The organism is Luteitalea sp. TBR-22, from assembly GCF_016865485.1.
Taxonomy (GTDB): domain Bacteria; phylum Acidobacteriota; class Vicinamibacteria; order Vicinamibacterales; family Vicinamibacteraceae; genus Luteitalea.
This window is the reverse complement of sequence record NZ_AP024452.1, coordinates 3,258,971-3,283,896: the sequence shown is the minus strand read 5'-3', so window position 1 is coordinate 3,283,896 and position 24,926 is coordinate 3,258,971. Positions and strand designations below refer to the sequence as shown.

Annotated in this window: 23 protein-coding genes; 21 read left to right on the top strand and 2 right to left on the bottom strand. The window is 70.3% G+C overall.

Annotated elements, in window-relative coordinates:
• Positions 1-43: 43 nt before the first annotated feature.
• The 17 genes from TBR22_RS13480 to TBR22_RS13400 all read left to right on the top strand — a co-directional run bounded on the left by TBR22_RS13480 (position 44) and on the right by TBR22_RS13400 (position 20,969).
• A complete protein-coding gene (locus TBR22_RS13480) occupies positions 44-787 on the top strand; it encodes a flagellar motor protein (protein ID WP_370651525.1) in 744 nt (247 codons plus the stop codon).
• Positions 784-1,599 carry a flagellar motor protein MotB gene (locus TBR22_RS13475; protein WP_239488359.1) on the top strand — a complete coding sequence of 272 codons (816 nt, stop codon included), beginning with the start codon at positions 784-786 and terminating at the stop codon, positions 1,597-1,599. Before TBR22_RS13480 ends, TBR22_RS13475 begins: the two co-directional genes overlap by 4 nt.
• Positions 1,600-1,686: 87 nt before the next feature.
• Positions 1,687-3,315 carry an NAD+ synthase gene (locus TBR22_RS13470; protein ID WP_239488358.1) on the top strand — a complete coding sequence of 543 codons (1,629 nt, stop codon included), beginning with the start codon at positions 1,687-1,689 and terminating at the stop codon, positions 3,313-3,315.
• 155 nt (positions 3,316-3,470) lie between these two features.
• The gene (locus TBR22_RS13465) at positions 3,471-4,154 is read left to right on the top strand and encodes an HD domain-containing phosphohydrolase (protein ID WP_239488357.1); all 684 of its coding nucleotides are present in this window, start codon (positions 3,471-3,473) and stop codon (positions 4,152-4,154) included.
• 12 nt (positions 4,155-4,166) lie between these two features.
• On the top strand, positions 4,167-5,039 hold the full coding sequence (motA, locus tag TBR22_RS13460) for a flagellar motor stator protein MotA (RefSeq protein ID WP_239488356.1): 873 nt from the start codon (positions 4,167-4,169) through the stop codon (positions 5,037-5,039).
• A gap of 9 nt (positions 5,040-5,048) precedes the next feature.
• Complete coding sequence (locus tag TBR22_RS13455; RefSeq protein ID WP_239488355.1) at positions 5,049-5,972, top strand: flagellar motor protein MotB; 924 nt, start codon at positions 5,049-5,051, stop codon at positions 5,970-5,972.
• Between the two features lie 117 nt (positions 5,973-6,089).
• Entirely contained in the window at positions 6,090-7,385 is a 1,296-nt protein-coding gene (locus TBR22_RS13450; protein ID WP_239488354.1) for a response regulator, read from the top strand.
• 111 nt (positions 7,386-7,496) lie between these two features.
• Positions 7,497-9,194 carry a response regulator gene (locus TBR22_RS13445; protein WP_239488353.1) on the top strand — a complete coding sequence of 566 codons (1,698 nt, stop codon included), beginning with the start codon at positions 7,497-7,499 and terminating at the stop codon, positions 9,192-9,194.
• A 260-nt stretch (positions 9,195-9,454) separates the two neighbouring features.
• Complete coding sequence (locus TBR22_RS13440; protein ID WP_239488352.1) at positions 9,455-11,449, top strand: PAS domain-containing methyl-accepting chemotaxis protein; 1,995 nt, start codon at positions 9,455-9,457, stop codon at positions 11,447-11,449.
• Between the two features lie 256 nt (positions 11,450-11,705).
• Positions 11,706-13,937, top strand: a complete 2,232-nt coding sequence (locus TBR22_RS13435; protein WP_239488351.1) for a chemotaxis protein CheW — start codon at positions 11,706-11,708, stop codon at positions 13,935-13,937.
• Positions 13,938-13,945: 8 nt separating this feature from the next.
• On the top strand, positions 13,946-14,437 hold the full coding sequence (locus TBR22_RS13430) for a chemotaxis protein CheW (protein WP_239488350.1): 492 nt from the start codon (positions 13,946-13,948) through the stop codon (positions 14,435-14,437).
• Positions 14,438-14,471: 34 nt separating this feature from the next.
• The gene (locus tag TBR22_RS13425) at positions 14,472-16,763 is read left to right on the top strand and encodes a methyl-accepting chemotaxis protein (RefSeq protein WP_239488349.1); all 2,292 of its coding nucleotides are present in this window, start codon (positions 14,472-14,474) and stop codon (positions 16,761-16,763) included.
• Positions 16,764-16,819: 56 nt separating this feature from the next.
• Positions 16,820-18,067, top strand: coding sequence for a glutamyl-tRNA reductase (gene hemA, locus TBR22_RS13420; RefSeq protein WP_239488348.1), 1,248 nt, complete (start codon positions 16,820-16,822; stop codon positions 18,065-18,067).
• 37 nt (positions 18,068-18,104) lie between these two features.
• On the top strand, positions 18,105-18,440 hold the full coding sequence (locus tag TBR22_RS13415; RefSeq protein ID WP_239488347.1) for a response regulator: 336 nt from the start codon (positions 18,105-18,107) through the stop codon (positions 18,438-18,440).
• Positions 18,441-18,459: 19 nt separating this feature from the next.
• Positions 18,460-19,611, top strand: coding sequence for a chemotaxis response regulator protein-glutamate methylesterase (locus TBR22_RS13410; RefSeq protein WP_239488346.1), 1,152 nt, complete (start codon positions 18,460-18,462; stop codon positions 19,609-19,611).
• A 2-nt stretch (positions 19,612-19,613) separates the two neighbouring features.
• On the top strand, positions 19,614-20,459 hold the full coding sequence (locus TBR22_RS13405; protein WP_239488345.1) for a protein-glutamate O-methyltransferase CheR: 846 nt from the start codon (positions 19,614-19,616) through the stop codon (positions 20,457-20,459).
• An 18-nt stretch (positions 20,460-20,477) separates the two neighbouring features.
• Positions 20,478-20,969 carry a chemotaxis protein CheX gene (locus tag TBR22_RS13400; RefSeq protein WP_239488344.1) on the top strand — a complete coding sequence of 164 codons (492 nt, stop codon included), beginning with the start codon at positions 20,478-20,480 and terminating at the stop codon, positions 20,967-20,969.
• Positions 20,970-21,347: 378 nt separating this feature from the next.
• Here TBR22_RS13400 and TBR22_RS13395 read toward each other — a convergent pair whose 3' ends face one another.
• Positions 21,348-21,878, bottom strand: a complete 531-nt coding sequence (locus TBR22_RS13395) for a hypothetical protein (protein ID WP_239488343.1) — start codon at positions 21,876-21,878, stop codon at positions 21,348-21,350.
• Between the two features lie 286 nt (positions 21,879-22,164).
• On the opposite strand from TBR22_RS13395, the gene TBR22_RS13390 reads away from it, so the two are divergent.
• Both TBR22_RS13390 and TBR22_RS13385 read left to right on the top strand, forming a co-directional pair.
• The gene (locus TBR22_RS13390; protein WP_239488342.1) at positions 22,165-22,656 is read left to right on the top strand and encodes a DUF4920 domain-containing protein; all 492 of its coding nucleotides are present in this window, start codon (positions 22,165-22,167) and stop codon (positions 22,654-22,656) included.
• Positions 22,656-23,048 (top strand): ferredoxin, encoded by a 393-nt coding sequence (locus TBR22_RS13385; protein ID WP_239488341.1) that lies wholly within the window; start codon positions 22,656-22,658, stop codon positions 23,046-23,048. The genes TBR22_RS13390 and TBR22_RS13385 overlap by 1 nt, the downstream gene beginning before the upstream one ends.
• 104 nt (positions 23,049-23,152) lie before the next feature.
• Here TBR22_RS13385 and apaG read toward each other — a convergent pair whose 3' ends face one another.
• Positions 23,153-23,542, bottom strand: coding sequence for a Co2+/Mg2+ efflux protein ApaG (apaG, locus tag TBR22_RS13380; RefSeq protein ID WP_239488340.1), 390 nt, complete (start codon positions 23,540-23,542; stop codon positions 23,153-23,155).
• Between the two features lie 91 nt (positions 23,543-23,633).
• Here apaG and TBR22_RS13375 point away from each other — a divergent pair, with 91 nt between their 5' ends.
• Together TBR22_RS13375 and TBR22_RS13370 are read left to right on the top strand one after the other, a co-directional pair.
• Positions 23,634-24,293: a GNAT family N-acetyltransferase gene (locus TBR22_RS13375; protein WP_239488339.1), complete on the top strand. Its 660-nt coding sequence runs from the start codon at positions 23,634-23,636 to the stop codon at positions 24,291-24,293.
• Positions 24,286-24,924 carry an RNA polymerase sigma factor gene (locus tag TBR22_RS13370; protein ID WP_239488338.1) on the top strand — a complete coding sequence of 213 codons (639 nt, stop codon included), beginning with the start codon at positions 24,286-24,288 and terminating at the stop codon, positions 24,922-24,924. Before TBR22_RS13375 ends, TBR22_RS13370 begins: the two co-directional genes overlap by 8 nt.
• The last annotated feature ends 2 nt before the right edge of the window (positions 24,925-24,926 follow it).

Below are 24,926 nucleotides of genomic sequence, written 5' to 3'. Positions count from 1 at the left end.
CTGGGATTCGCTGTCGCTGATCGGGCTGCCACTCGGCGTGGCGATGATCGTCGGCGGACACGTGGCCGAGGGCGGGAAGCTCGCCTCGCTGCTGCAGGGCGCGGCCGCGCTCATCGTCTTCGGCGGCACGCTCGGCGCCGTCCTGCTCAGCCATCCGCTGCGTGACGTGAAGCAGGCCTGGCGCAGCCTTCGCGACGTGTTCGTCGACGACCTCCCGCCGGCCACCCAGGTGCTCGACGTGATCGGTCGCCTGGCGATCAAGGCCCGCAAGGACGGCATCCTCTCGCTCGAGGACGAACTGGACTCGATCCCCGATCCCTTCATGCGCCGCGGACTGCGCCTGGCGGTGGATGGCACCAACCCCACGACGCTCCGCGCCATGCTCGAAGCCGAGAACGACGGGCGCGAGGAGTTCGAGGAAGGTCCGGCGCGTGTGTACGAGGCGGCCGGCGGATACGCTCCGACGGTCGGCATCCTCGGCGCGGTGCTCGGGCTCATCCACGTGATGGAGAACCTCAGCGATCCGAGCAAGCTCGGCGCCGGCATCGCCGTGGCGTTCGTGGCCACGGTCTACGGCGTCGGATCGGCCAACCTGATCCTGTTGCCGATCGCGGCCAAGCTGCGCGGGCGGGCGCAGCGCCGGGCGCGGCGCCGCGAGGTGATCCTCGAAGGCGTGCTCGCGATCCAGGAAGGCCAGAACCCGCGGATGATCGACCAGAAGCTGCGCGGCCTGCTCGCCGCCGATGAAGCCGCAGCTCCGGCGGGGGCGAGGCGGAGGGCCGCGTGACGGCCGACCGGCGCGGGCGCCGCAAGCGCGTCGCGCACGCACCGAGTCACGAGCGTTGGCTGGTCTCCTACGCCGACTTCATCACCCTGCTGTTTGCGTTCTTCACGACGATGTACGCCATCTCCACCGTCGACGCCAGGAAGCTGTCGTCCATGGTGGAGTCGATGAACGAAGCCTTCGACTCGCGTGGCCTCGCGGTGCCGTCGCCCGACACGGCGCCGGCGCGCAAGGCCGATGGCAAGACGCGGGCCGTCCCCTCCCCGGAGGAGCGGGAGCGACGACTGGCGCAGATCATCAGGGAGCGTCTCGCGGGCACGGCCGTGGACGTCGAGATCGACAGGCGGGGCATCGTGGTGTCGCTGCGCGAGGCCGGCAGCTTCCCGACCGGGAGCGCGGATCTCGCGCCCGAGGCGCGCGAGATCCTGGCCGGGCTGGCGGCCACCATCGGCAGCGACCCCGACACGAAGCTCCGCGTCGAGGGGCATACCGACGACGTCCCGATCCAGGGCGGTCGGTTCCGGTCGAACTGGGAGCTCTCGACGGCACGCGCCACCTCGGTGGTCACGTTCCTGGTCGAGCAGGTCGGCGTCCTGCCAGCCCGCCTGTCGGCGGCCGGGTACGGCGAGTTCCACCCTCGCGTGCCCAACGACACCCCGGCCGATCGCGCCCGCAACCGGCGCGTCGACATCGTCATCCTCAATGAGGGCACCGCGCGGGCCGAGGAACCCGGCCGCGCCGGATCGCCCAACGGCGCCGCGGCCAGTTCAGCCCCCTCGAACCTCCCGAGCGGTCGCGTCTTCGCCGGGGAGTGATTCTCCTGCCGCCCGGCCGGCGTTCCGCCGACAGGCCCTCGCTTGGTGCGGCGGCCTGCGCGGCCCCCTGCTAAGATCGCGACGCGCATGCGCATCGCGCTCCTCCAGCTCGACCCCACCGTCGGGGCGCTCGACGCCAACGCCGCCCGCATCGAAGCGGCGGTGCGTGCCATCGGCAGCCGCGCCGACCTGTGCGTGACGCCCGAGATGGCACTGACCGGCTATCCACCGCGCGATCTCCTCTTGATGCCGGGCTTCGTGGCGCGCTGCCGTGAGGTCGCCGATCGCCTTGCCGCGTCGCTCGCGACCGCGCCGGGCGTGCTGCTGGGGATGCCCGTGCCCTCCGGCGTCGAGGCCGGCCGGCCGCTGCTCAATGCTGCGGTGCACCTGCGGGCAGGCACGGTGGGGGAGTCATTCGCCAAGACGCTGTTGCCCACCTACGACGTGTTCGACGAGGACCGGTATTTCGAGCCCGGTCGCGCCGTGGGGGCGCTCGCGGTGGGTGAGCGCCGCGTCGCGGTGAGCATCTGCGAGGACGTGTGGAACGACCCCGACGTCTGGACCACGCGTCGCTATGGCGGCGACCCGGTGGCGGCACTGCGCGACCTGGCGACGCCGGTCATGGTCAACATGTCGGCCTCGCCGTACGCGCAGGGCAAGCTGGCGCAGCGGGAGCGGCTGCTGGCGCACCTGGCGCGCAAGTACGGGGTGTGGGCGCTGTACGCCAACCAGGTCGGCGCCAACGACGACCTCGTCTTCGACGGGCGCTCCCTGGCCTTCGCACCCGACGGCACCTGTGTCGCCCGTGGCGCGGCGTTTGCCGAGGACACCGTCATCGTCGACACGTCCTCGCCGGTGCGTGCGGTCGTCCCTGACGAGACGCCCGTGGAGGCCGAGGTGTTCGCCGCGCTCGTGCTCGGCGTGCGCGACTACGCGCGCAAGTGCGGGTTCCGCGACGCGTTGCTGGGGCTCTCCGGAGGCATCGACTCGGCGCTCACGGCCGTCATCGCCGTCGAGGCCCTCGGACGCGAGCACGTGACCGGCGTGCTGATGCCGTCGCCGTACTCGAGCCAGGGCAGCGTGGCCGACGCCGAGACCCTTGCCGCCACGCTCGGCATCCGCACGCAGACGCTGCCGATCGCGCCGGTCATGACGGCCTACGACGGGGTGCTGGCCGGACCGTTCGCCGGCCTGGCGCCGGACGTGACCGAGGAGAACCTGCAGGCGCGCATCCGCGGCGCCCTGCTGATGGCGCTGTCCAACAAGACGGGCGCCCTGCTGCTCACCACCGGCAACAAGTCGGAACTGGCGACCGGCTACTGCACGCTGTACGGCGACATGAACGGGGCGCTGGCCGTGATCGCCGACGTCTACAAGACGCTGGTCTACCGGGTCGCGCGCTGGGTGAACCGCGGCGGCGTCGTCATTCCGGAGGCGACGATCACCAAGGCGCCGTCGGCGGAGCTCCGGCCGAACCAGACCGATCAGGACAGCCTGCCGCCGTACGACGTGCTCGACGCCATTCTCGAGGGCCACGTCGAGCGGTGCCTCGATGGCGCGGCGCTGGTCGAGGAAGGCTTCGACGGCGAGGTGGTGCGACAGGTGCTCCGCCTGGTCCGGATCTCCGAGTTCAAGCGCAAGCAGGCCGCGCCCGTGCTCAAGGTCACCTCGCGCGCGTTCGGCACCGGGTGGCGCATGCCGATCGCGCGGGCCTGAGCCGTCGCCACGCCAACCAACGGTAGTGGTGGCCCGCCGGAACCCCTACCGGCGGGGGGCAGGGGGGCGGGAAGGTCCAGCCATTGAAGTGAGGCGCGGCTCGGGCCGATTGCCCGTGCGGAGCGGCAGGTCGGTCCTGCTCTCCGGAGCCTCTCATGCACGGTTCTCTCGACGCGTCCTCGTTGCTCTCCCTGGTGTCGCCGCCCCCCGACTCGCCGCGCGCGTCGGCCGCCGCCGACCCGACCGGGGTCCTGACCCACGTGCAAGGCCTGTTGACCGCCGCAGCGGCGGCCGGCGTGGCCCCGACCTCTCTCTTGCTGTCGGCCCTGGCCCGCCGCGACCGGGCGCTCGCCGCCCGCGCCCGACGGACGGCCGAGTGGGCGCGCCTGTTGGCCGAGGCGATCGAACTCGACGACCAGGCCACGCAGGTCGCGCACGACGTGGCGCTGCTTGCCGACATCGGCGCGCTGGCCGTGGTGGCTCGCGCCGACAACCCCTGGCTGGAATGGCAGCGCCGGCGCGCGGCGCACGATCTGCTGCAGGCCGTGCCGGCCCTGGCGCACCTGGCGCCGGCGGCCCTCGCGGTGAGCGAGCGGTTCGACGGCGACGGCCTGCCGCTCGGCCTGCACGGCGACGAGATCCCGCTGGCTGCCCGCATCGCCCGCCTCGTGCGCGACTTCGACCTGGCCAGTCACGGATGGTGGCCCGGGCAGCCGGCTGCCGTCGGCATCCGGGCCTGCGCGGAACTGGTTGCGCTGGCGGGACAGACCGTCGACCCTGCCCTGGTCCACAGCTGGCTGCGCGTGCTCGACCGCGAGGTCGCGGCCGACGTCGCCTAGAGGATTCCTGACATGCTGCTCATCGTCGGGTCCCTGATCGTGCTCGGTTCGGTCGCCGGTGGCTTCCTCATGCACGGCGGCGTTCTCGGCGCGCTGTGGCAGCTGAACGAGTTCATCATCATCGGCGGCGCGGCGCTCGGGGCGCTGGTCATCGGCACGCCGATCTCGCTCATCAAGGCCCTGCTGGCGCGATTCGGCGGGTTCTTCCGGACCCCGCCGACCAAGGACATCTACCTCGACCTCCTGGCGCTCCAGTACCAGTTGTATCGCCTGACGCAGCAGTCGGGCGTCATGGCGCTCGAGGCCCATGTCGAGGAGCCGGAGAAGAGCACGATCTTCAGCAAGTTCCCGACGTTCCTGGCCAACCACCACGCGGTGTCGTTCCTGTCGGATTCGGTGCGCGTGATCATCCTCGGCGGCGTCACGCCGCACGACCTCGAGTCGCTGATGGACGAGGACCTCGAGGTGCACCACCACGAGGCGCTCAAGCCGGCGCAGACGCTCGGCAAGGTGGCCGACGCGCTGCCCGGGCTCGGCATCGTCGCCGCCGTGCTGGGCATCGTCATCACGATGCAGAAGATCGGCGGCCCGCCCGAGGAGATTGGCCACAGCGTCGCGGCGGCGCTGGTCGGTACCTTCCTCGGCATCCTGGCCTCGTACGGCTTCGTGCAGCCGATGTCGGTGGGGATGGAGCACCAGGTGGAGGCCGAAGGCCGCTACCTCACGTGCATCAAGGCCGGCCTGCTGGCCGTCTACAAGGGCTTCCCGCCGGCGATCGCCGTCGAGTTCGCTCGACGCACGCTGCCCGAGGACGTCCGCCCCACGTTCACCGAGACCGAGCAGGCCTGCAAGGGACAGAAGGCCGACGTCGCGGCCGCGGCCTAGGACAGCACGATGGCAGCCCAGCACGCGCCCGTCATCATCATCAAGAAGAAGAAGGGGGGCCATGGCGGCCACCACGGCGGGGCGTGGAAGGTCGCCTACGCCGACTTCGTGACGGCCATGATGGCGTTCTTCCTGGTGATGTGGCTGGTCAACCAGAGTCCTGCGGTCAAGAACGCGGTGGCCGGTTACTTCCAGGATCCCGGCATCTTCGAGTACGAGCACGGCAGGTCGCCCATCGCCGCGGGCGCCGGCATCGTCGGCAACGGGGCGGGCAGCAGCGCGACGCCCGACGTCGCGGCGGCGACCGCGGCGCTGCAGCGCGCGGCGGAGCGGATCAAGGAGAACATCAAGGCCATCCCCGGCTTCAAGAACCTCGAGGACCTGATCGAGATCAAGGTCACGGCCGAGGGCCTGCGCATCGAGCTGCAGGAGGGCGGCACCTCCACCTTCTTCGACTCGGGCAGTTCGCAGGTGAAGTCCGAGACCCGCGAGGTGCTCCAGATCATCGCCCGGGAACTCGCGCAGCTGCCACAGGCGATCGCCATCGAGGGGCACACCGACGCGCAGCCGTTCGGCAGGGACCACTCGTACACGAACTGGGAGCTGTCGGCCGACCGCGCCAACGCGGCGCGCCGCATCATGGAGGACGCAGGGCTGCCGCCGAGGCACGTGAAGGCGATCCGGGGATTCGCCGACACGATCCTGCGCACCCCCGAGGAGCCCCTGAACCCGCGCAACCGTCGGGTCTCGATCGTCGTGCAGAACGACCAGGTGCCGCGAATCGCGAAAGCCGCGGGCCAGGCGCCTGTGGCGCCGGAACATCCCTCGCCGGCCGCCCCGGAGGCGCATGCGGCCGCGACGACGGCGCCCCCTCAGGGGCACGCGTCCGCGCCGGCCGCGCACCCGGCCGAGGCGACGCGCCCCGGGCACTGACGCACTCGCTCGCGCCAGCCGCCGCTGTCGGATCGAAGGATGGTAATGTAACCCTCGAGCCGCGTGGCCGGCGCCCGCGGAGCGCCGCGACCTCCCCACGCCGCCGACGCGCACACCGTGAAAGCCCTGATCGTTGACGACGAACCGACCGTTCGCCTGCTCCTGTCGCGCATCCTCAGGCGCGAGGTCGATTGCGCGGTCACCGAGGCGACCAACGGCATCGAGGCCCTCGACCTGCTGGCTCGTCACCACTTCGATTTCGTCGTGATCGACATCATGATGCCGATCATGGACGGCATCGAGACGCTCGAAGCGATCAGGAACACGCCGCAACTGCGCACCCTGCCCGTCATGGTGCTGTCGGCGGTGCGCGACGAGGCGCAGGTGCGCCAGCTGGTGTCGCTCGGCGTCAGCGCCTACCTGACCAAGCCGCTCCGTCCCTCGGACGCGTCGGCGCGCGTGCAGCGCTTCGTGGCCTCGCTCGGCGCGAGCACGCACGCGCCGCAGCAGGGGCAGGGGAGGACGCTGCTCGGGCTGCCCGATGGCGCCCAGATCCTCGTGGTCGACGGCGATGCCGACTTCCGACACTTCGTGCGGTCGACGCTCGGCCACCAGTACGTGATCGCCGAAGCGGAGGGCGGCGCGCAGGGCCTGCGGGCCTGCCTCGACGGTCGGCCCGCCGCCATCCTGCTCGGACAGAATCTCGGCGCGGTGCCGGCGCCGCTGTTCCTGCGCAAGCTCCGCAGCCTGCCGACCCTGGCCTCGGTGCCCGTGGTGGTCGCCGGCTCGCGCGGCAACGAGGCCCCGTTGGCCGATGCCGACGCCATCATCCAGCGCACCTTCGTCCCCGAGGCGTTCAAGAAGCAGTTCGCCCGCCTGGTCACCGGCGGCTCGCCGGAGCAGCGGGTGCTGCTGGCCCGCCCGGAACTGCGCCCGCAGATGATCTCGGCGACCGAGCAGGTGTTCGGGATGATGCTCGGCATCGAGGTCTTCGCCGATGCCGTCGAGCCGCCGCCGCCGGCCGCCGGTGCCGACCACGCCTGCGTGGTGCTGTCGCTGCCGGCCGAGGACAGCGACCTCGAGTTCGGCGTGGCGACGGCCCGCGAGATGAGCGAGCGCATGACGGCGCTCTTCCTGCAAGGTGCCGAGGTCGTCACCGACGAGGACGTCGCATCGACCCTGCAGGAGGTGGCCAACATCATCAGCGGACGGCTCCAGAACGCCCTGCGCGGCCGCGGCGACGAGGTGACCATCGGCCTGCCGTTGGTGTCGGTGCTGGCCGAGACGCTGGCCGTGGCCGACACCTGGGCGGGCGTCGGCTTCCACAACGCGGCGGGCGACATCCGGTTCACGGCCTATCTGCGCCCGGTGCCGCGCCACGCGCCGACGACGGCTGGCGCCTCGGCGTCCTGAGCCCCGCCGTCGGGACGGTCCCGGGTTGAAGGCTGCCACGCCTCGTGCCGATTCCGCACATGTGACGTCCTGCGCGCACCCCCGGCCTCGATCCGACGAGCGGGGGCCATCATGAAGGCCCTGATCGTCGACGACCAGCCGAACGTGCGCCTGCTCCTGTCCCGGATCCTGCGCAGGAAAGCCGGTTGCACCGTCAGTGAAGCCACCAACGGCCTCGAGGCGCTCGACCTGCTGGGCCGGCAGCAGGTGGACTTCGTCGTGCTCGACGTGATGATGCCGCTCATGGACGGCATCGAGACGCTGGAGGCCATCAGGCGCACGCCGTCGCTGCGACACCTGCCGGTCATCGTGCTCTCGTCGGTTCGCGACGAGTCGAAGGTGCGACAACTGGTGCGTCACGGCATCTCGGCCTACCTGGCCAAGCCGCTGCGGCCGCTGGACGTGGCCGACCGCATCCAGGAGATCCTGGCGCGCCTCAAGGCGTCGCCCGGCCAGCCCTCGCGCAGCCTCTCGGGCGTGCCCAAGGGCTCGCGCGTCCTGGTCGTCGACGGCGACGCCGACTTCCGACGCATGGTCCGCGAGAGCCTGCGTGACTACATCGTCGTCGAGGCGGCGGCCGGGGCCGAAGGGTTGCGGACCTGCCTCGACCAGCGCCCGTCGCTGGTGATCGTCGGGCAGGACCTCGGGGCCATCGCCACGCCGATGCTGCTGCGCAAGCTGCGCAGCCTGCCCGAACTGTCGTCGGTCCGCGTCGTCGCGGCGGTGACCGGCGACGTCAACCAGCCGGTCGTCGACGCCGACGCCGTGCTGCAGCGGACCTTCGTCGCCGAGAGCTTCCGGCAGCAGTTCGCGCGGCTCGTCGTCGAGGAGCCTCCCGAGCAGCGCGCCCTTGCGTCGCGGGCCGATCTGCGGCCGCAGATGATCTCGGCCACCGAGCAGGTCTTCGGGATGATGCTCGGCATCGAAGTGCTCGCCACGCCGAGCAGCCAGCCGCCCGCGCCCGGCGACGACCTCGTGCGGGTCGCGCTGCGGCTCGACCGCGAGGATTGCGACCTCGAGTTCCTGATCTGCGCGCCGCGCGCCATGAGCGAGCGGATGACCGCGCAGTACCTGCAGGCCGGCGACGTGGTGACCGACGCGGACGTGTCGGCCACCCTGGGCGAGATGGCCACGATCATCAGCAGCCGCCTCCAGACCGCGCTCCGGCAGCGCGGGGAGGAGGTGTCGATCGGCGACCCGGTCGTGGCCCGCATCGGCCGCGATGCAGATCGCGACGCGCCCGGCATGCGGGTGTGCTACGCGACGCCGGCCCAGGACCTCCGCTTCATGACCACGCTGCGCGCCGTGCCCGCGCCCCGGCTGCCGTCGACAGCCCAGGCCGCACCCGCCGCCGCCCCGAGGACGACCCCGATGGACATGCCCCAGCCCCTGCCACCTCCCGTCGATGCCGAAGTGCTCGAGATGCTCGCCTCGCTCCAGGAACCGGGAGAGCCCGACCTGGTGGTCGAACTCGTGTCGCTGTTCCTGCGCGACACGCCCGAGCGCCTGCGCGACTTGCGCGGCCGGCCGCTCGAGGCCGGGCCGGTGGCCCGCGTGGCGCACTCGGTCAAGGGCAGCGCGGGCAACCTGGGCGCCTCGTACCTGCAGGAACTGGCCAGCCGGCTCGAACAGGCCGGCCACAGTGGCGCGCCGGCCGCCACGCTGGCGACGATGGCCGAGGCCGTGTGCGCGGAGTTCGGCCGCGTGGAGCAGCACCTGCAGGGCGTGCTCCGCGAGCGGGCCGGCAGTGGCACCGCCATCGGGCTCTGAAATGCCTTGCCTTGTCGGACGCTCGACCGTGTCGGACGCCGCACACACATAACCAAGGGCAGGACGCGCGAGGCCGCCGCGACGGATTCGCGGCTTTTGTGGAGGAATTGGTGCCGGCACGCGCTGGCACCGGACTTGAAGTCCAGCAGTGCGCCACGAGCTGCGCGCCAGCACGACGCCGACCGCCGCCCGGGCGTTCATCCCAACCACGTTGCGTCCCTCGCCAGGGAAGGGCGGGAGGCGCGGGGAGGAAGCCCACCATGGGAACGCCGAGGAACCGGGGCGCATTGGCCCTGAGTTCACAACAGACCGACCAGACACACGACGCCGACTTCGAACTCCTGACCCTGCGGGGACAGCTGGCCGCGCTCGACAAGAGCCAGGCCGTGATCGAGTTCGAGATGGACGGCACGATCATCAGCGCCAACGAGAACTTCCTGCATGCGCTCGGCTACCGCCTCGACGAGATCAAGGGGCAGCACCACCGCATGTTCGTTGAGCCCGCCTACGCGGCCAGTCGTGAGTACCAGCAGTTCTGGTCGGACCTGCGCGCCGGCAAGTACCAGGCCGCCGAGTACAAGCGGATCGGCAAGAACGGCAAGGAAGTCTGGATCCAGGCCTCCTACAACCCGATCATCGGACCCGACGGCAAGCCGTTCAAGGTCGTCAAGTACGCCACCGACACGACCCAGAGCAAGCTGCAGAGCGCCGACTATGCCGGCCAGCTCGCGGCCATCAGCAAGGCGCAGGCGGTGATCGAGTTCGAACTCGACGGCACCGTGCGTACCGCCAACGACAACTTCCTCACCACGCTCGGCTACCGCCTCGACGAGATCCAGGGCAAGCACCACCGGATGTTCGTCGAGCCGGCGTTCGCGCAGAGCCGCGAGTATCAGCAGTTCTGGGCCGACCTCGGCGCCGGCAAGTTCCAGGCCGCCGAGTACAAGCGCATCGGCAAGGGCGGGAAGGAAGTCTGGATCCAGGCCTCCTACAACCCGATCTTCGACCTCAACGGCCGCCCGTTCAAGGTCGTCAAGTTCGCCACCGACATCACGGCGAGCAAGCTCCGCAACGCCGACTTCGAAGGCCAGCTCGCAGCCATCAGCAAGGCGCAGGCGGTGATCGAGTTCGATCTCGACGGCACCATCCGCACCGCCAACGACAACTTCCTCGCGACGCTCGGTTACCGTCTCGACGAGGTGCAGGGCAAGCACCACCGCATGTTCGTGGAGCCGGCCTACGCGGCCAGCAGCGAGTACCAGCAGTTCTGGGCCGACCTCCGGGCCGGCCGCTACCAGGCCGCCGAGTACAGGCGCCTGGGCAAGGGCGGCAAGGAGGTCTGGATTCAGGCCTCGTACAACCCGATCCTCGACATGAACGGCGCCCCGTTCAAGGTCGTCAAGTACGCCACCGACATCACCGAGCGCGTCCGGCAGCAGGAACGCCTCAAGCAGCTGCTGCTGCAGATCTCGGCCCATGCCGACACCCTGGCGAGCTCGGCCGAGGAACTCACGGCGGTGAGCACCCAGATGGGCGCCAACGCCGAGGAGACCTCCGCGCAGGCCAACGTCGTGTCGGCGGCCTCCGAGCAGGTGAGCCGCAACGTGCAGACGGTGGCCACCGGCACCGAGGAAATGGGCGCGAGCATCCGCGAGATCGCCAAGAACGCCGCCGACGCCGCCAAGGTGGCGTCGCAGGCGGTGCGCGTCGCCGACACCACCAACGCCACGGTCACCAAGCTCGGGGAGAGCAGCGCCGAGATCGGCAAGGTGATCAAGGTGATCACCTCGATTGCGCAGCAGACCAACCTGCTGGCCCTCAACGCCACCATCGAGGCGGCGCGGGCCGGCGAGGCCGGCAAGGGCTTCGCGGTGGTCGCCAACGAGGTCAAGGAGCTGGCCAAGGAGACCGCCAAGGCGACCGAGGACATCAGCCAGAAGATCGAGGCGATCCAGGGCGACACGCGCGGGGCGACGCAGGCGATCGCCGAGATCAGCGCGATCATCAACCAGATCAACGACATCTCCGGCACCATCGCCAGCGCGGTGGAGGAACAGACGGCGACCGCCAACGAGATCTCGCGCAACGTCACCGAGGCGGCGCGCGGCACGGCGGAGATCGCCCAGAACATCACGGGCGTCGCCCAGGCGGCGCGCAGCACGAGCGACGGCGCCTCCGACTCGCAGAACGCGTCGGCCGGCCTGGCCAAGCTCGCCAGCGAGCTGCAGCAGCTCGTGTCCGGGTTCAAGGCGTAAGTCGCCGCGGACCTATCGCAGGTTCATGTCGGCGGACTGTCATGGTCGACGCACCATCGGCAGTCCGCCCGCTGGACCCCGCGATTCCCTCAGCCATCCGGGCCGAACCCGTGCAGTTCCGCCTGGCACGTCCCTTGAAGCTCAGCACCGACATCGCAGGCATCGGCGGGGCAGTCACATTCAAGACTGCAATCCGACAGTCGATTCCTGTGCGTAGCCAGACTGCCCTTCGGCACCCTGGCGCGGAGGCAACGCCGTGAGCGAGTCCGACGATCTCATTCGAGAATTCCTGATCGAAAGCCACGAGGGCCTGGATCGGCTCGATCAGGACCTGGTGGAGCTGGAGAAGGATCCGCGCAACCGCGAGACGCTCGGCAGCGTCTTCCGGGCCATCCACACGATCAAGGGGACCTGCGGCTTCCTCGGCTTCACCAAGCTCGAGGGCGTGAGCCACGTGGGCGAGAGCCTCCTGAGCCGCCTGCGCGATGGCGACATGGTGCTCGATGCCGACATCACCACGGGCCTGCTGGGCATGGTGGACGCCATCCGCGAGATCCTGGCGGCCATCGAGAGCACGGGGGCCGAGGGCGATGCCGACTACACCGCCGTCATCCAGCGGCTGCAGGAACTGAACGAGCAGAAGGGCCAGGCCGCCAGGACGGTGGCCGCTCCCGCGGCGCCGCCCGTCGCCGCGCCCGCCGTCGTCGAAGTGCCGTCCGCCGCCGCGCCGGCCGCACCGGCCCCGCCGCCCCCGGCTCCGGTGGCCGAGGCCGTCGTGGCGCATGCCGAGGACGCCGAGCCGGTGACCACCGACGATCGCAAGGGCGCCGTGTCCGACAGCTCGCTGCGGGTCGACGTCGGCCTGGTCGACAAGCTGATGAACCTGGTCGGCGAGCTGGTGCTGGCGCGCAACCAGATCCTGCAGTTCACCACCACGCAGAACGACGCCTCCTTCGTCAACGCGACGCAGCGCCTGAACCTGGTCACCTCCGAGCTGCAGGAAGGCGTCATGAAGACGCGCATGCAGCCGATCGGCAACGTGTGGAGCAAGTTCCCGCGCGTCGTCCGCGACCTCGCCTCGATGTGCGGCAAGCAGGTCCGCATCGAGATGGAGGGCAAGGAGACCGACCTCGATCGCACGATCATCGAGGCGATCAAGGATCCGCTCACCCACATCATCCGCAACTCGGTGGACCACGGCATCGAGTCGCCGGCCGACCGCATCGCGCGCGGCAAGCGCGCCGAGGGCACCATCCGGCTGCGGGCCTTCCACGAGGGTGGGCAGATCAACATCGAGATCAGTGACGACGGCGCCGGCATCGCCGCCGAGAAGGTGCGGCAGCGCGCGCTGCAGCGCGGCCTGGTCACCACCGACCAGTCGCAGCGCCTCTCGGACCACGACGTCATCAAGCTGATCTTCCTGCCGGGGTTCTCGACCGCCGAGAAGATCACCAACGTGTCGGGCCGTGGCGTCGGGATGGACGTCGTCAAGACGAACATCGAGAAGATCGGCGGCACCGTCGACATCCAGAGCGTGGCCGGCAGCGGCACGACGCTCAAGATCAAGATCCCGCTCACCCTGGCCATCATCCCGGCGCTGATGGTCTCCTCGGGCGGCGAGCGCTTCGCCATCCCGCAGGTCAGCCTCCTCGAGCTGGTGCGCCTCGAGGGCATGCAGGCCTCGTCGGGCATCGAGCGGATCGGCAAGGCGCTGTTCTATCGCCTGCGCGGCAACCTCCTGCCGCTCGTCCACCTGCACTCGGCGCTGCGCCTCGACCCGGTCAACACGACCGACGATGCGGTCAACATCGTGGTGCTCAAGGCCGACCAGCGGCAGTTCGGGCTGGTGGTCGAGACGGTGCACGACACCGAGGAGATTGTGGTCAAGCCGCTCGGCAAGCAGCTCAAGGGCCTCACCGCCTTCGCCGGCGCGACGATCATGGGCGACGGGCGGGTGGCGCTGATCCTCGACGTGCTCGGCCTCGGCCAGATGGCGCAGGTCGTCTCCGAGACACGGTCGTCCGGCAACGCCGCCGCCGCGAGTTCCGAGGCCGCCGCGTCGACCTCGGAGGACACGCGCACGCTGCTGGTCTTCCAGGCCTCCGAGCGCGACCGCATGGCGCTGCCGCTGTCGCTGGTCGCCCGCCTCGAGGAGTTCCCGCGCAGCCTGCTCGAGCAGTCGGGCGACCGGACCGTGGTGCAGTACCGCGGCGAGATCCTGCCGCTCGTCTCGCTGGCGCGCTACTTCCACCGGCCGGAGGCTCAGGTCGACCCGCTGCAGGTCATCGTCTTCTCGTTCCACGACCAGCACGTCGGGCTGATCGTCGAGCGCATCGTCGACATCGTGCAGCAGGTGGTGGTGGTCGACCAGCGGCATCGCCGCCGCGGCATCATCGGGTCGACCGTGCTGCAGCAGCAGGTCACCGACCTGCTCGATGCCGATGCCGTCATCGCCGATGCCGGGCTCTTCGAAGCCGCGGTCGCGTGAGGTCCGTCATGACGCCCAGTGAATTCGCCCATGCCACCGACCAGCGGACCCCTCCGCGCCAGGTCGCGACGTTCATGCTGGACCAGCTGTACTTCGGCGTCGAGGTGCTCAAGGTGCAGGAGGTGATCCGGTACCAGGAGCTCACCCGCATCCCGCTGGCGCCGCCCGTCGTCGAGGGGTTGATCAACCTGCGGGGCCAGATCGTCACCGCGATCGAGTTGCGGCGCCGCCTCGGGCTCGCCGACCGCAAGGACGGCGCGTTGCCGATGAACGTGGTGGTCCGCACGTCCGACGGCGTCGTCAGCCTGCTGGTCGACGAGATCGGCGACGTCGTCGAGGTTGCCGAGGCCCAGTTCGAGCAGGCGCCGGACACGCTGGCCGGGCCGACGCGCGACCTGGTGCGCGGCGTGTACAAGCTGAAGGACCGCCTGCTGCTGCTCCTCGACGAGGAGCGCGCGGCCGTCGTCGACGGCAGCGATGCGGGCGAGCGCGCCCACTAGAGCGGCCGCGGCCGACGACAAGGAGCTCCCCCCGATGTCCACTGCGACCGTGGCGGCCGTGCCGCTCACCACCCTGTTCGAGCGCCTCGGCGGCGTGCCGGCCATCAAGGCGGCCGTCGACGCGTTCTACGTGCGCGTCCTGGCCGACGAGGCCCTCGCGCCCCACTTCGCCGGCGTCAACATGCGCTGGCTCAAGGGCCGGCAGAACGCCTTCTTCATCCAGGCGCTCGGCGGGCCGCAGGTGTACCGGGGGCGCGACATGAAGACGGCGCACGCGCACCTGGCGATCACGGCAGAGGACTTCGGGCGGGTCGCCACGCACCTGTCGGCCGCCCTCGCCGAGGTCGGGGTGCCGGCGCCACTGGTGGCCGAAGTGATCGCGGCGGTCGCGCCGCTGCAGTCGGATGTCGTCAACACCACGGCCGCGGCCACGACGCCGCGCCCGGTCCCGCAGGGCGGGACGCGTTCCCGCAAGAAGGAGTCCTCGATGGCCAACGGTCGGTTCAAGGGCGGGGTCATGGCGGCCGTCGCCGAAGAGAACATCTCGGCGGCGCAGGCAGTGGCGGGGGAGAGCGAGGTCGCGAAGTACCGCGAGCAGCTCGCGACGATCCAGGACGAGCTGGCGCGCAACACGGCGATGCTCGATCTCGCGCCGATCAACATCATGTACGTGGACCTCGACCTGACGCTCCGCTACATGAACCCGGCGTCGACGCAGACGCTCAGGACGCTCGAGCACCTGCTGCCCGTCAAGGTCGACGACATGATCGGCACGTCGATCGACGTCTTCCACAAGAACCCCGCGCACCAGCGGCGGCTGCTCGCCGACCCGAAGAACCTGCCGTACCACGCGCAGATCCACGTCGGTCCGGAGACCCTCGAGCTCGAGGTCCACGCCGTCACCGACCGCGCCGGCGCCTACATCGGCGCGATGGCGACCTGGGCGGTCGTGACCGAGAAGCTGAAGCTCGAGGCCGAGATGGCGCGCGTGATGAGCATGATGGAGAGCGCGCCCATCAACATCATGTACGCGGATCGCGACCTCTGCATCCGCTACGTGAATGCCGCCTCGAAGGCGACGCTCAAGACCATCGAACACCTCCTGCCCATCAAGGCCGACCAGATCCTCGGGCAGAACATCGACATCTTCCACAAGAACCCGTCGCACCAGCGCCGGATGCTCGCCGACCCGACCAACCTGCCGCACAAGGCCAACATCCGCCTCGGCGAGGAGACCCTCGAGCTGCAGGTGAGCGCCGTCCGCGACCACAAGGGCGAGTACGTCGGCACGATGGTCAGCTGGGCCGTGATCACCGACAGCGTGCGACTGGCCGAGGAAGCCCGCCTGTCGCGGGAGCGGGAGCGGCAGGCCGCGCAGGAGCTGCAGCAGAAGGTCGACGCGATCCTCGACGTGGTCAATGCCGCGGCGGCCGGCGACCTGACGCGCGAGGTGCCCGTGCACGGCGCCGACGCCATCGGCCAGATGGGCGAGGGGCTGCAGAAGTTCCTCGCCGACCTGCGCGCCAGCGTCGGGGCGATCGCCCACAACGCGCAGACCCTGGCGAGCTCGTCGGAGGAACTCACGGCGGTCGCGACGCAGATGGGCGCCAACGCCGAGGAGACCTCCGCGCAGGCCAACGTCGTGTCGGCGGCCTCCGAGGAAGTCTCGCGCAACGTCCAGACGGTGGCCACCGGCACCGAGGAGATGGGCGCGAGCATCCGCGAGATCGCCAAGAACGCCAACGACGCCGCCAAGGTGGCGACGCAGGCGGTGCGCGTGGCCGAGACCACCAACAGCACCGTGGCCAAGCTCGGGGAGAGCAGCGCCGAGATCGGCAAGGTGATCAAGGTGATCACCTCGATTGCGCAGCAGACCAACCTGCTGGCCCTCAACGCCACCATCGAGGCGGCGCGGGCCGGCGAGGCCGGCAAGGGCTTCGCGGTAGTCGCCAACGAGGTCAAGGAGCTGGCCAAGGAGACCGCCAAGGCGACCGAGGACATCAGCCAGAAGATCGAGGCGATTCAGGGCGACACGCGCGGGGCGACGCAGGCGATTGCCGAGATCAGCGCGATCATCAACCAGATCAACGACATCTCGAACACGATCGCCAGCGCGGTGGAGGAGCAGACGGCCACCACCAACGAGATCGCCCGCAACGTCACCGAGGCCGCACGCGGCAGCGCCGAGATCGCGCAGAACATCACAGGCGTCGCCCAGGCGGCGCGCAGCACGAGCGACGGCGCCTCCGACTCGCAGAACGCGGCGTCGGGCCTGGCGCGCATGGCCTCCGAGCTGCAGCAGCTCATCTCGCGCTTCCGCTACTGATCGCCCTCGTCGGGGCGGCCCCAGCGGCCGCCCCGGTTCCCCCAGCCGCCTCCGTCATGTCCCTCGTCCTGCTCGGCGTCGACTTCCGTCAGGCGGCCCTCGATCTCCGGGTGGCCCTGTCCTACGACGCGCCGGCGGCGCGCGCCCTGCTCGCGCGGGCCCGCGAAGTCGAGGGGCTGCGCGAGGCCGCCATCCTCTCGACCTGCAACCGCACGGAGTTCTACCTGGTGGTCGACCACCAGGACGCCGCCGCGCGTTGGCTGCAGCTGCTGCGGCGCGACCGCCCGACGGCACGCGCGACCGATCCGGCGTGCCTGCTGACGCGCCACGTCGACGCGGCGGCCGCCGGCCATCTCTTCGCCGTGGCGGCGGGACTCGACTCGGCCATCCTCGGCGATGCCCACGTCAATGGCCAGGTCAAGCGCGCCTACGACCAGGCCCGCGAGGCCGGCACGCTCGGGCCCGTCCTGCATCGCGCCTTCCAGCAGGCCTTCGCCGTGGCCAAGCGGGTGCGGCGCGAGACGGCGCTCGGTCGCGGGCACGTGAGCATCGGCGGCTGTGTCGCGCACCAGCTCGCGTACGCGGCGCCGCTGGCCCGCCGGGTGAGCATCATCGGGACGGGCGCCGTGGCGACCGACGTGGCTCGCCACCTGGCCAAGCGCGGCATCTACGACCTGACGATCGTCAGCAAGGATCGGGGCAGGGCCACCGAGCTGGCCACCCACGTCGGCGGCCGCGGCGCGGTGGTGCCGCAGTTGGAGGACTGGCTCGCCGATGCCGATGTTGTAATTGGCGCGACCGGTACCTCGGTGCCGGTCCTGACCTCCGCCATGCTCGCACTCGCCGGAAGCGCCTCGTCCGCACGCCAGGGCCACCGGCCATCGCGCCTGGTGGTCTGCGATCTCGGCGTGCCGCGCAACGTCGACGCCGACATCGAGGCGCGGGTCTTCACCATCGACGACATCCGGGCGCGGCAGGACGCGGCCCTGACGGCGCGCGAGTCGGCCGTGCCCGCGGCCCGTCGCCTGGTCGACGCGGCGGTGGAAGGCTGGACCGCCTGGCACAGGGAGCGCGCGCTCGTGCCGGCCATCGTCGGACTGTACGCGCGTGAACGGGCCCGCCGCGAGGAGATGGCGGCGAGGCTGTGGGGGCGGGCTGGCCGGGCGCAGGTGCACCTCGACGCGCGCCTCCGGCGGGCGGGCCGTCAGTTGCTGCATCGACAGGTCGTGGCCCTGCGCGCCAAGGCGGCAGGGTATCCAGGGACACCCGGCGGCCCCGCCGCGCGCGTCACCGTGCAGGGATGAGATTATGAAAGCACTCGTCGTTGATGATTCCCGGGCCATGCGCCTGATGCTGTCCCGGATGCTGCAGGACCTCGGCTTCGAGGTCGCACAGGCGGGGCATGGCCGCGAGGCCCTGACCCACCTGCAGCAGCACGAGGACACCGATCTCGCGCTGGTCGACTGGAACATGCCGGAGATGAACGGGCTCGAGCTGGTGGAGGCGGTGCGGCAGGACACGCGGTTTGCCAACCTCCGCATGATGATGGTGACCACCGAGACCGAGATGTCGCAGATGGCCCGCGCCCTCGGCGCCGGCGCCAACGAGTACGTGATGAAGCCCTTCACGCGCGACGTGATCGCGGACAAGCTGCGCCTGCTCGGACTGACCCAGTAGATCCCGAAAGCCTCCCGCCATGTCCCGCATCCGTGTGCTCATCGTGGACGATGCCGTCGTCGTGAGGCGACTGGTCTCCGATGCGCTGGCCGACGATCCCGAGATCGAGGTGGTCGGCACCGCGGCCAACGGCCGCATCGCCCTGCAGAAGATCCCGCAGGTCAATCCCGATGTCGTCACGATGGATGTGGAGATGCCGGAGCTCAACGGCATCGAGACCGTCCGCGCGCTGCGGCCGACGTACCCGAAGCTGCCGGTGATCATGTTCAGCACGCTCACCGAGCGTGGCGGCACGGCGACGCTCGATGCCCTCGCGGCGGGCGCCTCCGACTACGTGACCAAGCCGGCCAACGTCGGCAGCGTGGCGCTCGCGCAGCAGCGCGTCCGCGAGGACCTGATCCCGCGCATCAAGACGCTGGCGGGCCGGATCGTGGTGCCGGTGGCGGCTGCAAGGCCGACCGCGCCGCCCGTTCCCCCGGCGCCCCGGGGCGCCGCCACGTCGGCTCGCCCGTCGCATCTCGGCGACGCGCGCCCGTCGATCGTCGCCATCGGCGTGTCCACGGGAGGGCCGAACGCGTTGGCGGCGCTCATCCCGTCCCTGCCGGCCGACCTGCGGGTGCCGGTGGTGATCACGCAGCACATGCCGCCGATGTTCACGCGGCTGCTGGCCGAGCGACTGAACCAGCAATCGCCCCTCGAGGTACGCGAAGGCGCCCCCGGCATGCTCGTGACGCCGGGGACGGTGACGATCGCGCCCGGCGACTACCACATGGTGCTCGAGCGCCAGGGCACGGAGGTGCGCGTGGCACTCAACCAGGACCCGCCGGAGAACTCCTGCCGGCCCGCCGTCGATCCCATGTTCCGGTCGGTGGTGGCCCTCTACGGCCACCGCACGCTGGGGGTGATCCTCACGGGCATGGGGCAGGACGGGCTGCGCGGGTGCGAGGGCATCCGCGATGCCGGAGGGCAGGTCCTGGCACAGGACGAGGCCAGCAGCGTCGTGTGGGGCATGCCCGGATTCGTCGTCCGCGCGGGGCTCGCCGACAAGGTGCTGCCGCTGCCGGACATCGCCGCAGAGATCACGCGGCGCGTGACTGCGACTACGACGACCGGCTGGATCGCATCCCAGCCGGTGATCCCCCGCGACAGCCGTCGCACGGAAGTGGTGTGAGCATGGCGATCACCCAGGCAGAGTTCGACATCGTCCGGACCCTGATTCGCGCGGAAGCCGGTATCGTGCTCGAGCAGGGCAAGGAATACCTGGTCGAGGCGCGCATCAGCCCGCTGGCCCGACGCGAAGGGTTCGCCTCGTCGGCAGAACTCATCGCGAAGCTGGTCGGTCCCAAGGGCCCGCTGCACGTCAAGGTCGTCGAGGCGATGACGACCAACGAGACCATCTTCTTCCGTGACATCGAGCCCTTCGAGGTCCTGCGGAAGGAAGTCCTGCCGGCGATGATGGAAGCCCGTCGCGCGACCCGGCGACTCCACATCTGGTGCGGCGCGTCCTCGACGGGACAGGAGCCGTACTCGATCGCGATGACGCTGCTCGACATGCCGGAACTGGCCAACTGGACGGTCGAGATCCTGGCCACCGACATCTCGACCGACGTGCTGACGCGCGCCCGCAACGGCCTCTACTCGCAGCTCGAGGTGAACCGCGGACTGCCCGCGACGCACCTGGTGAAGTACTTCGAGAAGAAGGGCCTCGAGTGGCAGATCAACCAGAAGCTGCGCTCGATGGTCCGCTTCGAGTACCTGAACCTGATGAAGCCGCTGCCGGCCATGACCGCGCCCGACATCGTCTTCCTCCGCAACGTGCTCATCTACTTCGACACGGTCGACAAGAGCGCCATTCTCTCGAGGATCCGGACGGCGATGCGCCAGGACGGCTTCCTCTTCCTGGGCGCCGCCGAGACGACGCGCAACCTCGACGACCGGTTCGAGCGGCTGCCGTACAGCAAGACCGGTTGCTACCGCATCTCTTCGGAGCCGCAGCCGGCGCTGCGCGCCCTGGCCTAGCCCGAGGACGGAGACGCCATGCAGTACCTGGAGCAGGAAATCATCTCCCTGACGCAGTACATCTGGGGTGCGACCCTGAACCTCGAGGCGACGCCTCACGACACGCCCGTGACGCCGATGCCCGGAGGGCGGACGCTCGACGGGGTGATCAACATCACCGGTGCGTGGGCCGGCGCCCTCGTGCTGCAGGTGCCCGAGCACGTGGCGCGGCGGGCGGCGGCGGTCATGTTCGAGGTGCCCGAGGCCTCGGCCTCGCTCGAGGACATGCAGGACGCGGTGGGCGAACTCACCAACATGACCGGTGGCAACGTCAAGGCGCTGCTCGACGGGCATTGCCAGCTGTCGCTGCCCGCGGTCGTCGAGGGCCGCGACTACTCGATTCGCGTGCCTGGCAGCGAAGCCGTGACGCGGGTGACCTTCGACATCGACGGCGAGCCGTTCGTGGTGAGCCTGCTGGCCCGCAGCGACGCCAACCGCTCGGCCGAGCGGCGCTCGGCTTCGGTCGCCTAGCCCGCGCACCGGAACGAGCGGCAGGACCCGGGGGCGGCGCGAGGCGCCGCCCTTCGTCGTTTGCGCACGGGTGTGCCGCGGTCTCGCTCCGGGAGCCAGGGGCGTACACAGGTGTCGGCCGGATCGCCGCAGAAAGAATCCGCCCGCGGCGACGAGCGCCGGGGCGGTGGGGGAGAGTCGCGCGATGCGCTCGGGAGCGGGCCTCGCGGGCCAGTGGCTTGGCGGTCACCGGGGAGTCGATCGCCGCGTCCTGCAGGCGATGCTCACGTATCGTCCCGCACGTCGGGGCCTGGGGTGCCCCGCTCCCGATCTCGAGTCGTGCCGAGGGCCAGGGCCACGGGGGCCGAGCGCCCCGCACCCTGAGCCTCGGGTCGTCGCCTAGGTATGGCTGGCGCCGGCCGGGTCGGCCAGCCACGTGAAGGCGGGGTTGGGACCGTCGGCGCCGCGCACGAAATCGACCTCCCAGGTGCCCTGCCAGTTGCTGAACTGGAACTTGTCGCCCTTCACCCAGTCGATCTTGTGACCGAGGGCTTCCATGCCCTGCTTGATGTTGGCGTTGAACCAGCTCTCGGCCTCGGTCTTGGTGGCCGGCACGGCGCCTGCCGCGCTTGCCAGGCTTGCGAAGGCGTCCTTGGCGGACTTCTCGACGTTCTGCTCGCGGTCGAAGTTGAAGCCCTCGAACAGGTCGCGACGCAGCGCGCCCTTGGACAGCGTCTGCAGCCCGGTGGCCTGCGTCGAGGAGGCCGACAGCGTGCCGTTGGCCGTCTGGATGCCGCCCATCAACTGCGTGAGGAACGAGCCGAACTCGTCCTGCCCGAGCTGTCCATCGCTGTTGGCATCGAAGGTCTTGATCAGCGTCTGCGCCAGATCCTGGACGGCGGTCGCCGACGTGGCCTGCACTGTGCTCATGGTGTCCTGTGCCTCCCGGGAGCGCCGGCTCCCGTGCTCGATCCCTCAATCGAGCAAAGCGGGTGCCAGCCTCGGCAGAGCGCATTCATGCCGCTCGCCCGCGGGCCGATTCCCGTCGTATCAGCAGGAATCGGCCGTGATGCGGGCGCGGCCGTCCTGGCGCCAGCGCCTGACAGCCTGCGCGAGGTGTCGTTGAACCGACAGGCAGGGCCGTCGGTACGTCGGCCTGCGCGGCGGGTGGCCAGGGGCGGTTGACGCCGCGCTCCCTCGCCACAACAATCGACGCATGCGTCCAGCCTCGTCCCCTCGTCGCCTCGCCACCCTCGTCCTGCTGTTGGCTGCCGGCCTGCTCGCAGCCCCGACCACGCGCGCCGCCGAGGACGCCGGCAAGGTGTATGGGGAGGGCGTGACGGCCAAGCGGGCGGTCCCCATTGCCGCGTTGCTCGACAAGCCGACCGCGCACACGGGGAAGACCGTGCGCGTGGATGGCGTGGTGACGCAGGTCTGCCAGTCGATGGGGTGCTGGATCGAGATCGGGGATCCTGCCCTCGGCCGGGGCGTGCGCTTCAAGGCGAAGGACGGCGTGATCGTGTTCCCGAAGGAAGCGGTGGGACGCAAGGTGTCGGCGCAGGGCACGTTCGAGGAGATCGCGACCTCGCCGGTCCGGGAGGCGCACGCCGAGCATGCCCGGTCCGCCGAGAACAGCGGCAAGCCGCCGGTGACCACCCCGGCCGAGAAGATCTACTGGGTGCGCGTGACCGGCGCGGTCCTCTACTGATGCCACACGGTGGGGCGTTGCCCGCTGACGTGCTCGAGGCCCAGCGTCGGAAGGCCGAGGCCATCGGTCTGCCGGCCACCAGACGGCACATCCTGCTCTGCTGCGATCAGGCCAAGCCCAAGTGCTGCGACCGTGAGCGGTCCATCGTCGCCTGGGACCACCTCAAGGCGCGCCTGCTCGCGCTCGGCCTCGCCGACCAGGGAGGCGTGGCCCGCACCAAGGCCAACTGCCTGCGGATCTGCCTGGGCGGTCCGATCGCCGTGGTCTACCCCGAGGGCACCTGGTACGGTGCCTGCGATCCCCCGGTGCTCGATCGGATCATCGACGAGCACCTGATCGGCGGGCGGGTCGTGGAGGAATACGTGATCGCGATCCAGCCGCTCGGCGGCTGACCGGCCATCACGAATGCCGCGATGCCGTCAGCCGAACGTCGAAGGGCGACGGCGCAACAGGACAGGCCCGAAGAGCAAGGCCGACGGCCGAATGACGACGGCCGTCAGTGAACGGTGTACGGCCCGCGGAGATCGAACCTCGCGATGTCGACGTCGAAGGTCTCGCCGGTGGGCGTCACCATCTGATAGGTGCCCACCATCGAGCCGAGGGGGGTCGCGAGCGGGCAGCCCGAGGTGTATTCGAAGGCCTCGCCCGGCATCAGCACCGGTTGCTCGCCGACGACGCCCGGGCCGCGAACTTCCTCGACACGGCCGTCTCCGTCGGTGATGATCCAGTGGCGGTTCTGCAACTGGACGGTGAGATCGCCGGTGTTCTCGATGCGGATCGTGTACAGGAAGAACCAGTGCTGACGTTCCGGATTCGAGTGCTCGGGAGAGAAGCGTGCGTCCACGCTGACGCGAATGCCTCGCGTCGTGGCCGTCGAGGAGCTCATCTGGAGCTCCGGTGCACGGTGACCGCTGTCATGGAGCGATTGTAGTATGGTGCCGGCAGGGGAATGCGGCACGTGCCTGCAGGCTCAGGTCGTGCGGTCGTCCCGTGGTGGGATGTTCGTCCTGTGCCGGCGCTCGCAGCGCGACGCGCGCTTCCCGAAGTATCCGGCCCTGCCGCGGTCGCAGTGCGCGGGCTACGACCCTCCTCCTGCCGACGTACCCGACGTGCCCGAGTCCTCCACCCCTGTCTCGATCCTGATTCGTGTCGCCACCAGCGACGACGTGCCGGTCATCCGCGGCTTCATCGAGCAACTGGCCGACTACGAGCGCCTGCGGCACGAAGTGCTGGCCACCGACGACGGGTTGCGGGACACGCTCTTCGGGCCCCGTCCGGCGGCCGAGGTGCTCATCGCCACCGTCGACGGGCAGGATGTCGGCTTCGCCTTGTTCTTCCAGACGTATTCCACGTTCCTGGCCCGCCCCGGCATCCACCTCGAGGACCTGTTCGTGGTGCCCGAGGCGCGAGGGGCTGGCGTCGGGCGTGCGCTGCTGGCGCGGGTGGCGGCACTGGCCGAGGCCCGGGGCTGTGGCCGTCTCGAGTGGGCCGTGCTGACCTGGAACGAACCGGCCATCGGCTTCTATCGTCGACTCGGGGCAATTCCCCTTGACGAATGGCAGACCTACCGTCTAGATCGAGAAGGCATTCGGGCCCTCGCCGCCAGCACCGTTCCCCCTCCCACGCACCATGACTGACGCGCCCGGTATCCCTCCCACCGACGACGAGGCCTTCGACAACGACCCGGCGCTCGATGCCACGGTCGAACTGCTCAATCGCGCCCAGCAGGGCGATGCGGAGGCGGTCAACCTGCTGTTCAGCCGGTACCTGCCGCCCCTCCGACGGTGGGCGCGCGGGCGGCTGCCTCAGTACGCCCGCGACCTGCTCGAAACCGAGGATCTCGTGCAGGAAACACTGGTGCACGCCTTCCGGCGCCTCAAGGGCTTCGAGATGCGGCACGACGGGGCGCTGCATGCCTACCTCCGGCAGGCGGTGATCAACCGTATCCGCGACGAGGTGCGGCGCGCGCAGCGGCGACCGGCCCCCGAGGAGCTCGAGGCCGACCAGCACACCGACAACACCGCGTCGCCGCTCGAGTCGGCCATCGGCACCCAGGCCGTGGAGCGCTACGAAGGCGCGTTGTCGCGTCTCCGGGACGAAGACCGCCAGGCGATCGTCGCAAGGGTAGAGCTCGGGTTGTCCTACGCCGAGGTGGCGCAGGCGCTCGGCAAGAGTTCCCCTGATGCGGCGCGGATGGCCGTGGCCCGGGCGCTGGTGAAGCTGGCGCAGGAGATGGGCAAGCCATCGGCGCCCGCCGATCCCCGGTAAGC

Excerpts from the sequence above, each read along its gene's own strand:
- TBR22_RS13385 (WP_239488341.1), top strand. The coding sequence starts at position 22,656 with ATGCCACACGGTGGGGCGTTGCCCGCTGACGTGCTCGAGGCCCAGCGT.
- TBR22_RS13445 (WP_239488353.1), top strand. The coding sequence starts at position 7,497 with ATGAAGGCCCTGATCGTCGACGACCAGCCGAACGTGCGCCTGCTCCTG.
- TBR22_RS13410 (WP_239488346.1), top strand. The coding sequence starts at position 18,460 with ATGTCCCGCATCCGTGTGCTCATCGTGGACGATGCCGTCGTCGTGAGG.
- apaG (WP_239488340.1), bottom strand. The coding sequence starts at position 23,542 with ATGAGCTCCTCGACGGCCACGACGCGAGGCATTCGCGTCAGCGTGGAC.
- TBR22_RS13480 (WP_370651525.1), top strand. The coding sequence starts at position 44 with ATGATCGTCGGCGGACACGTGGCCGAGGGCGGGAAGCTCGCCTCGCTG.
- TBR22_RS13405 (WP_239488345.1), top strand. The coding sequence starts at position 19,614 with ATGGCGATCACCCAGGCAGAGTTCGACATCGTCCGGACCCTGATTCGC.
- TBR22_RS13465 (WP_239488357.1), top strand. The coding sequence starts at position 3,471 with ATGCACGGTTCTCTCGACGCGTCCTCGTTGCTCTCCCTGGTGTCGCCG.
- TBR22_RS13370 (WP_239488338.1), top strand. The coding sequence starts at position 24,286 with ATGACTGACGCGCCCGGTATCCCTCCCACCGACGACGAGGCCTTCGAC.
- TBR22_RS13425 (WP_239488349.1), top strand. The coding sequence starts at position 14,472 with ATGTCCACTGCGACCGTGGCGGCCGTGCCGCTCACCACCCTGTTCGAG.
- TBR22_RS13395 (WP_239488343.1), bottom strand. The coding sequence starts at position 21,878 with ATGAGCACAGTGCAGGCCACGTCGGCGACCGCCGTCCAGGATCTGGCG.
- TBR22_RS13455 (WP_239488355.1), top strand. The coding sequence starts at position 5,049 with ATGGCAGCCCAGCACGCGCCCGTCATCATCATCAAGAAGAAGAAGGGG.
- TBR22_RS13390 (WP_239488342.1), top strand. The coding sequence starts at position 22,165 with ATGCGTCCAGCCTCGTCCCCTCGTCGCCTCGCCACCCTCGTCCTGCTG.
- TBR22_RS13400 (WP_239488344.1), top strand. The coding sequence starts at position 20,478 with ATGCAGTACCTGGAGCAGGAAATCATCTCCCTGACGCAGTACATCTGG.
- TBR22_RS13470 (WP_239488358.1), top strand. The coding sequence starts at position 1,687 with ATGCGCATCGCGCTCCTCCAGCTCGACCCCACCGTCGGGGCGCTCGAC.
- motA (WP_239488356.1), top strand. The coding sequence starts at position 4,167 with ATGCTGCTCATCGTCGGGTCCCTGATCGTGCTCGGTTCGGTCGCCGGT.
- TBR22_RS13415 (WP_239488347.1), top strand. The coding sequence starts at position 18,105 with ATGCGCCTGATGCTGTCCCGGATGCTGCAGGACCTCGGCTTCGAGGTC.
- hemA (WP_239488348.1), top strand. The coding sequence starts at position 16,820 with ATGTCCCTCGTCCTGCTCGGCGTCGACTTCCGTCAGGCGGCCCTCGAT.
- TBR22_RS13440 (WP_239488352.1), top strand. The coding sequence starts at position 9,455 with ATGGGAACGCCGAGGAACCGGGGCGCATTGGCCCTGAGTTCACAACAG.
- TBR22_RS13430 (WP_239488350.1), top strand. The coding sequence starts at position 13,946 with ATGACGCCCAGTGAATTCGCCCATGCCACCGACCAGCGGACCCCTCCG.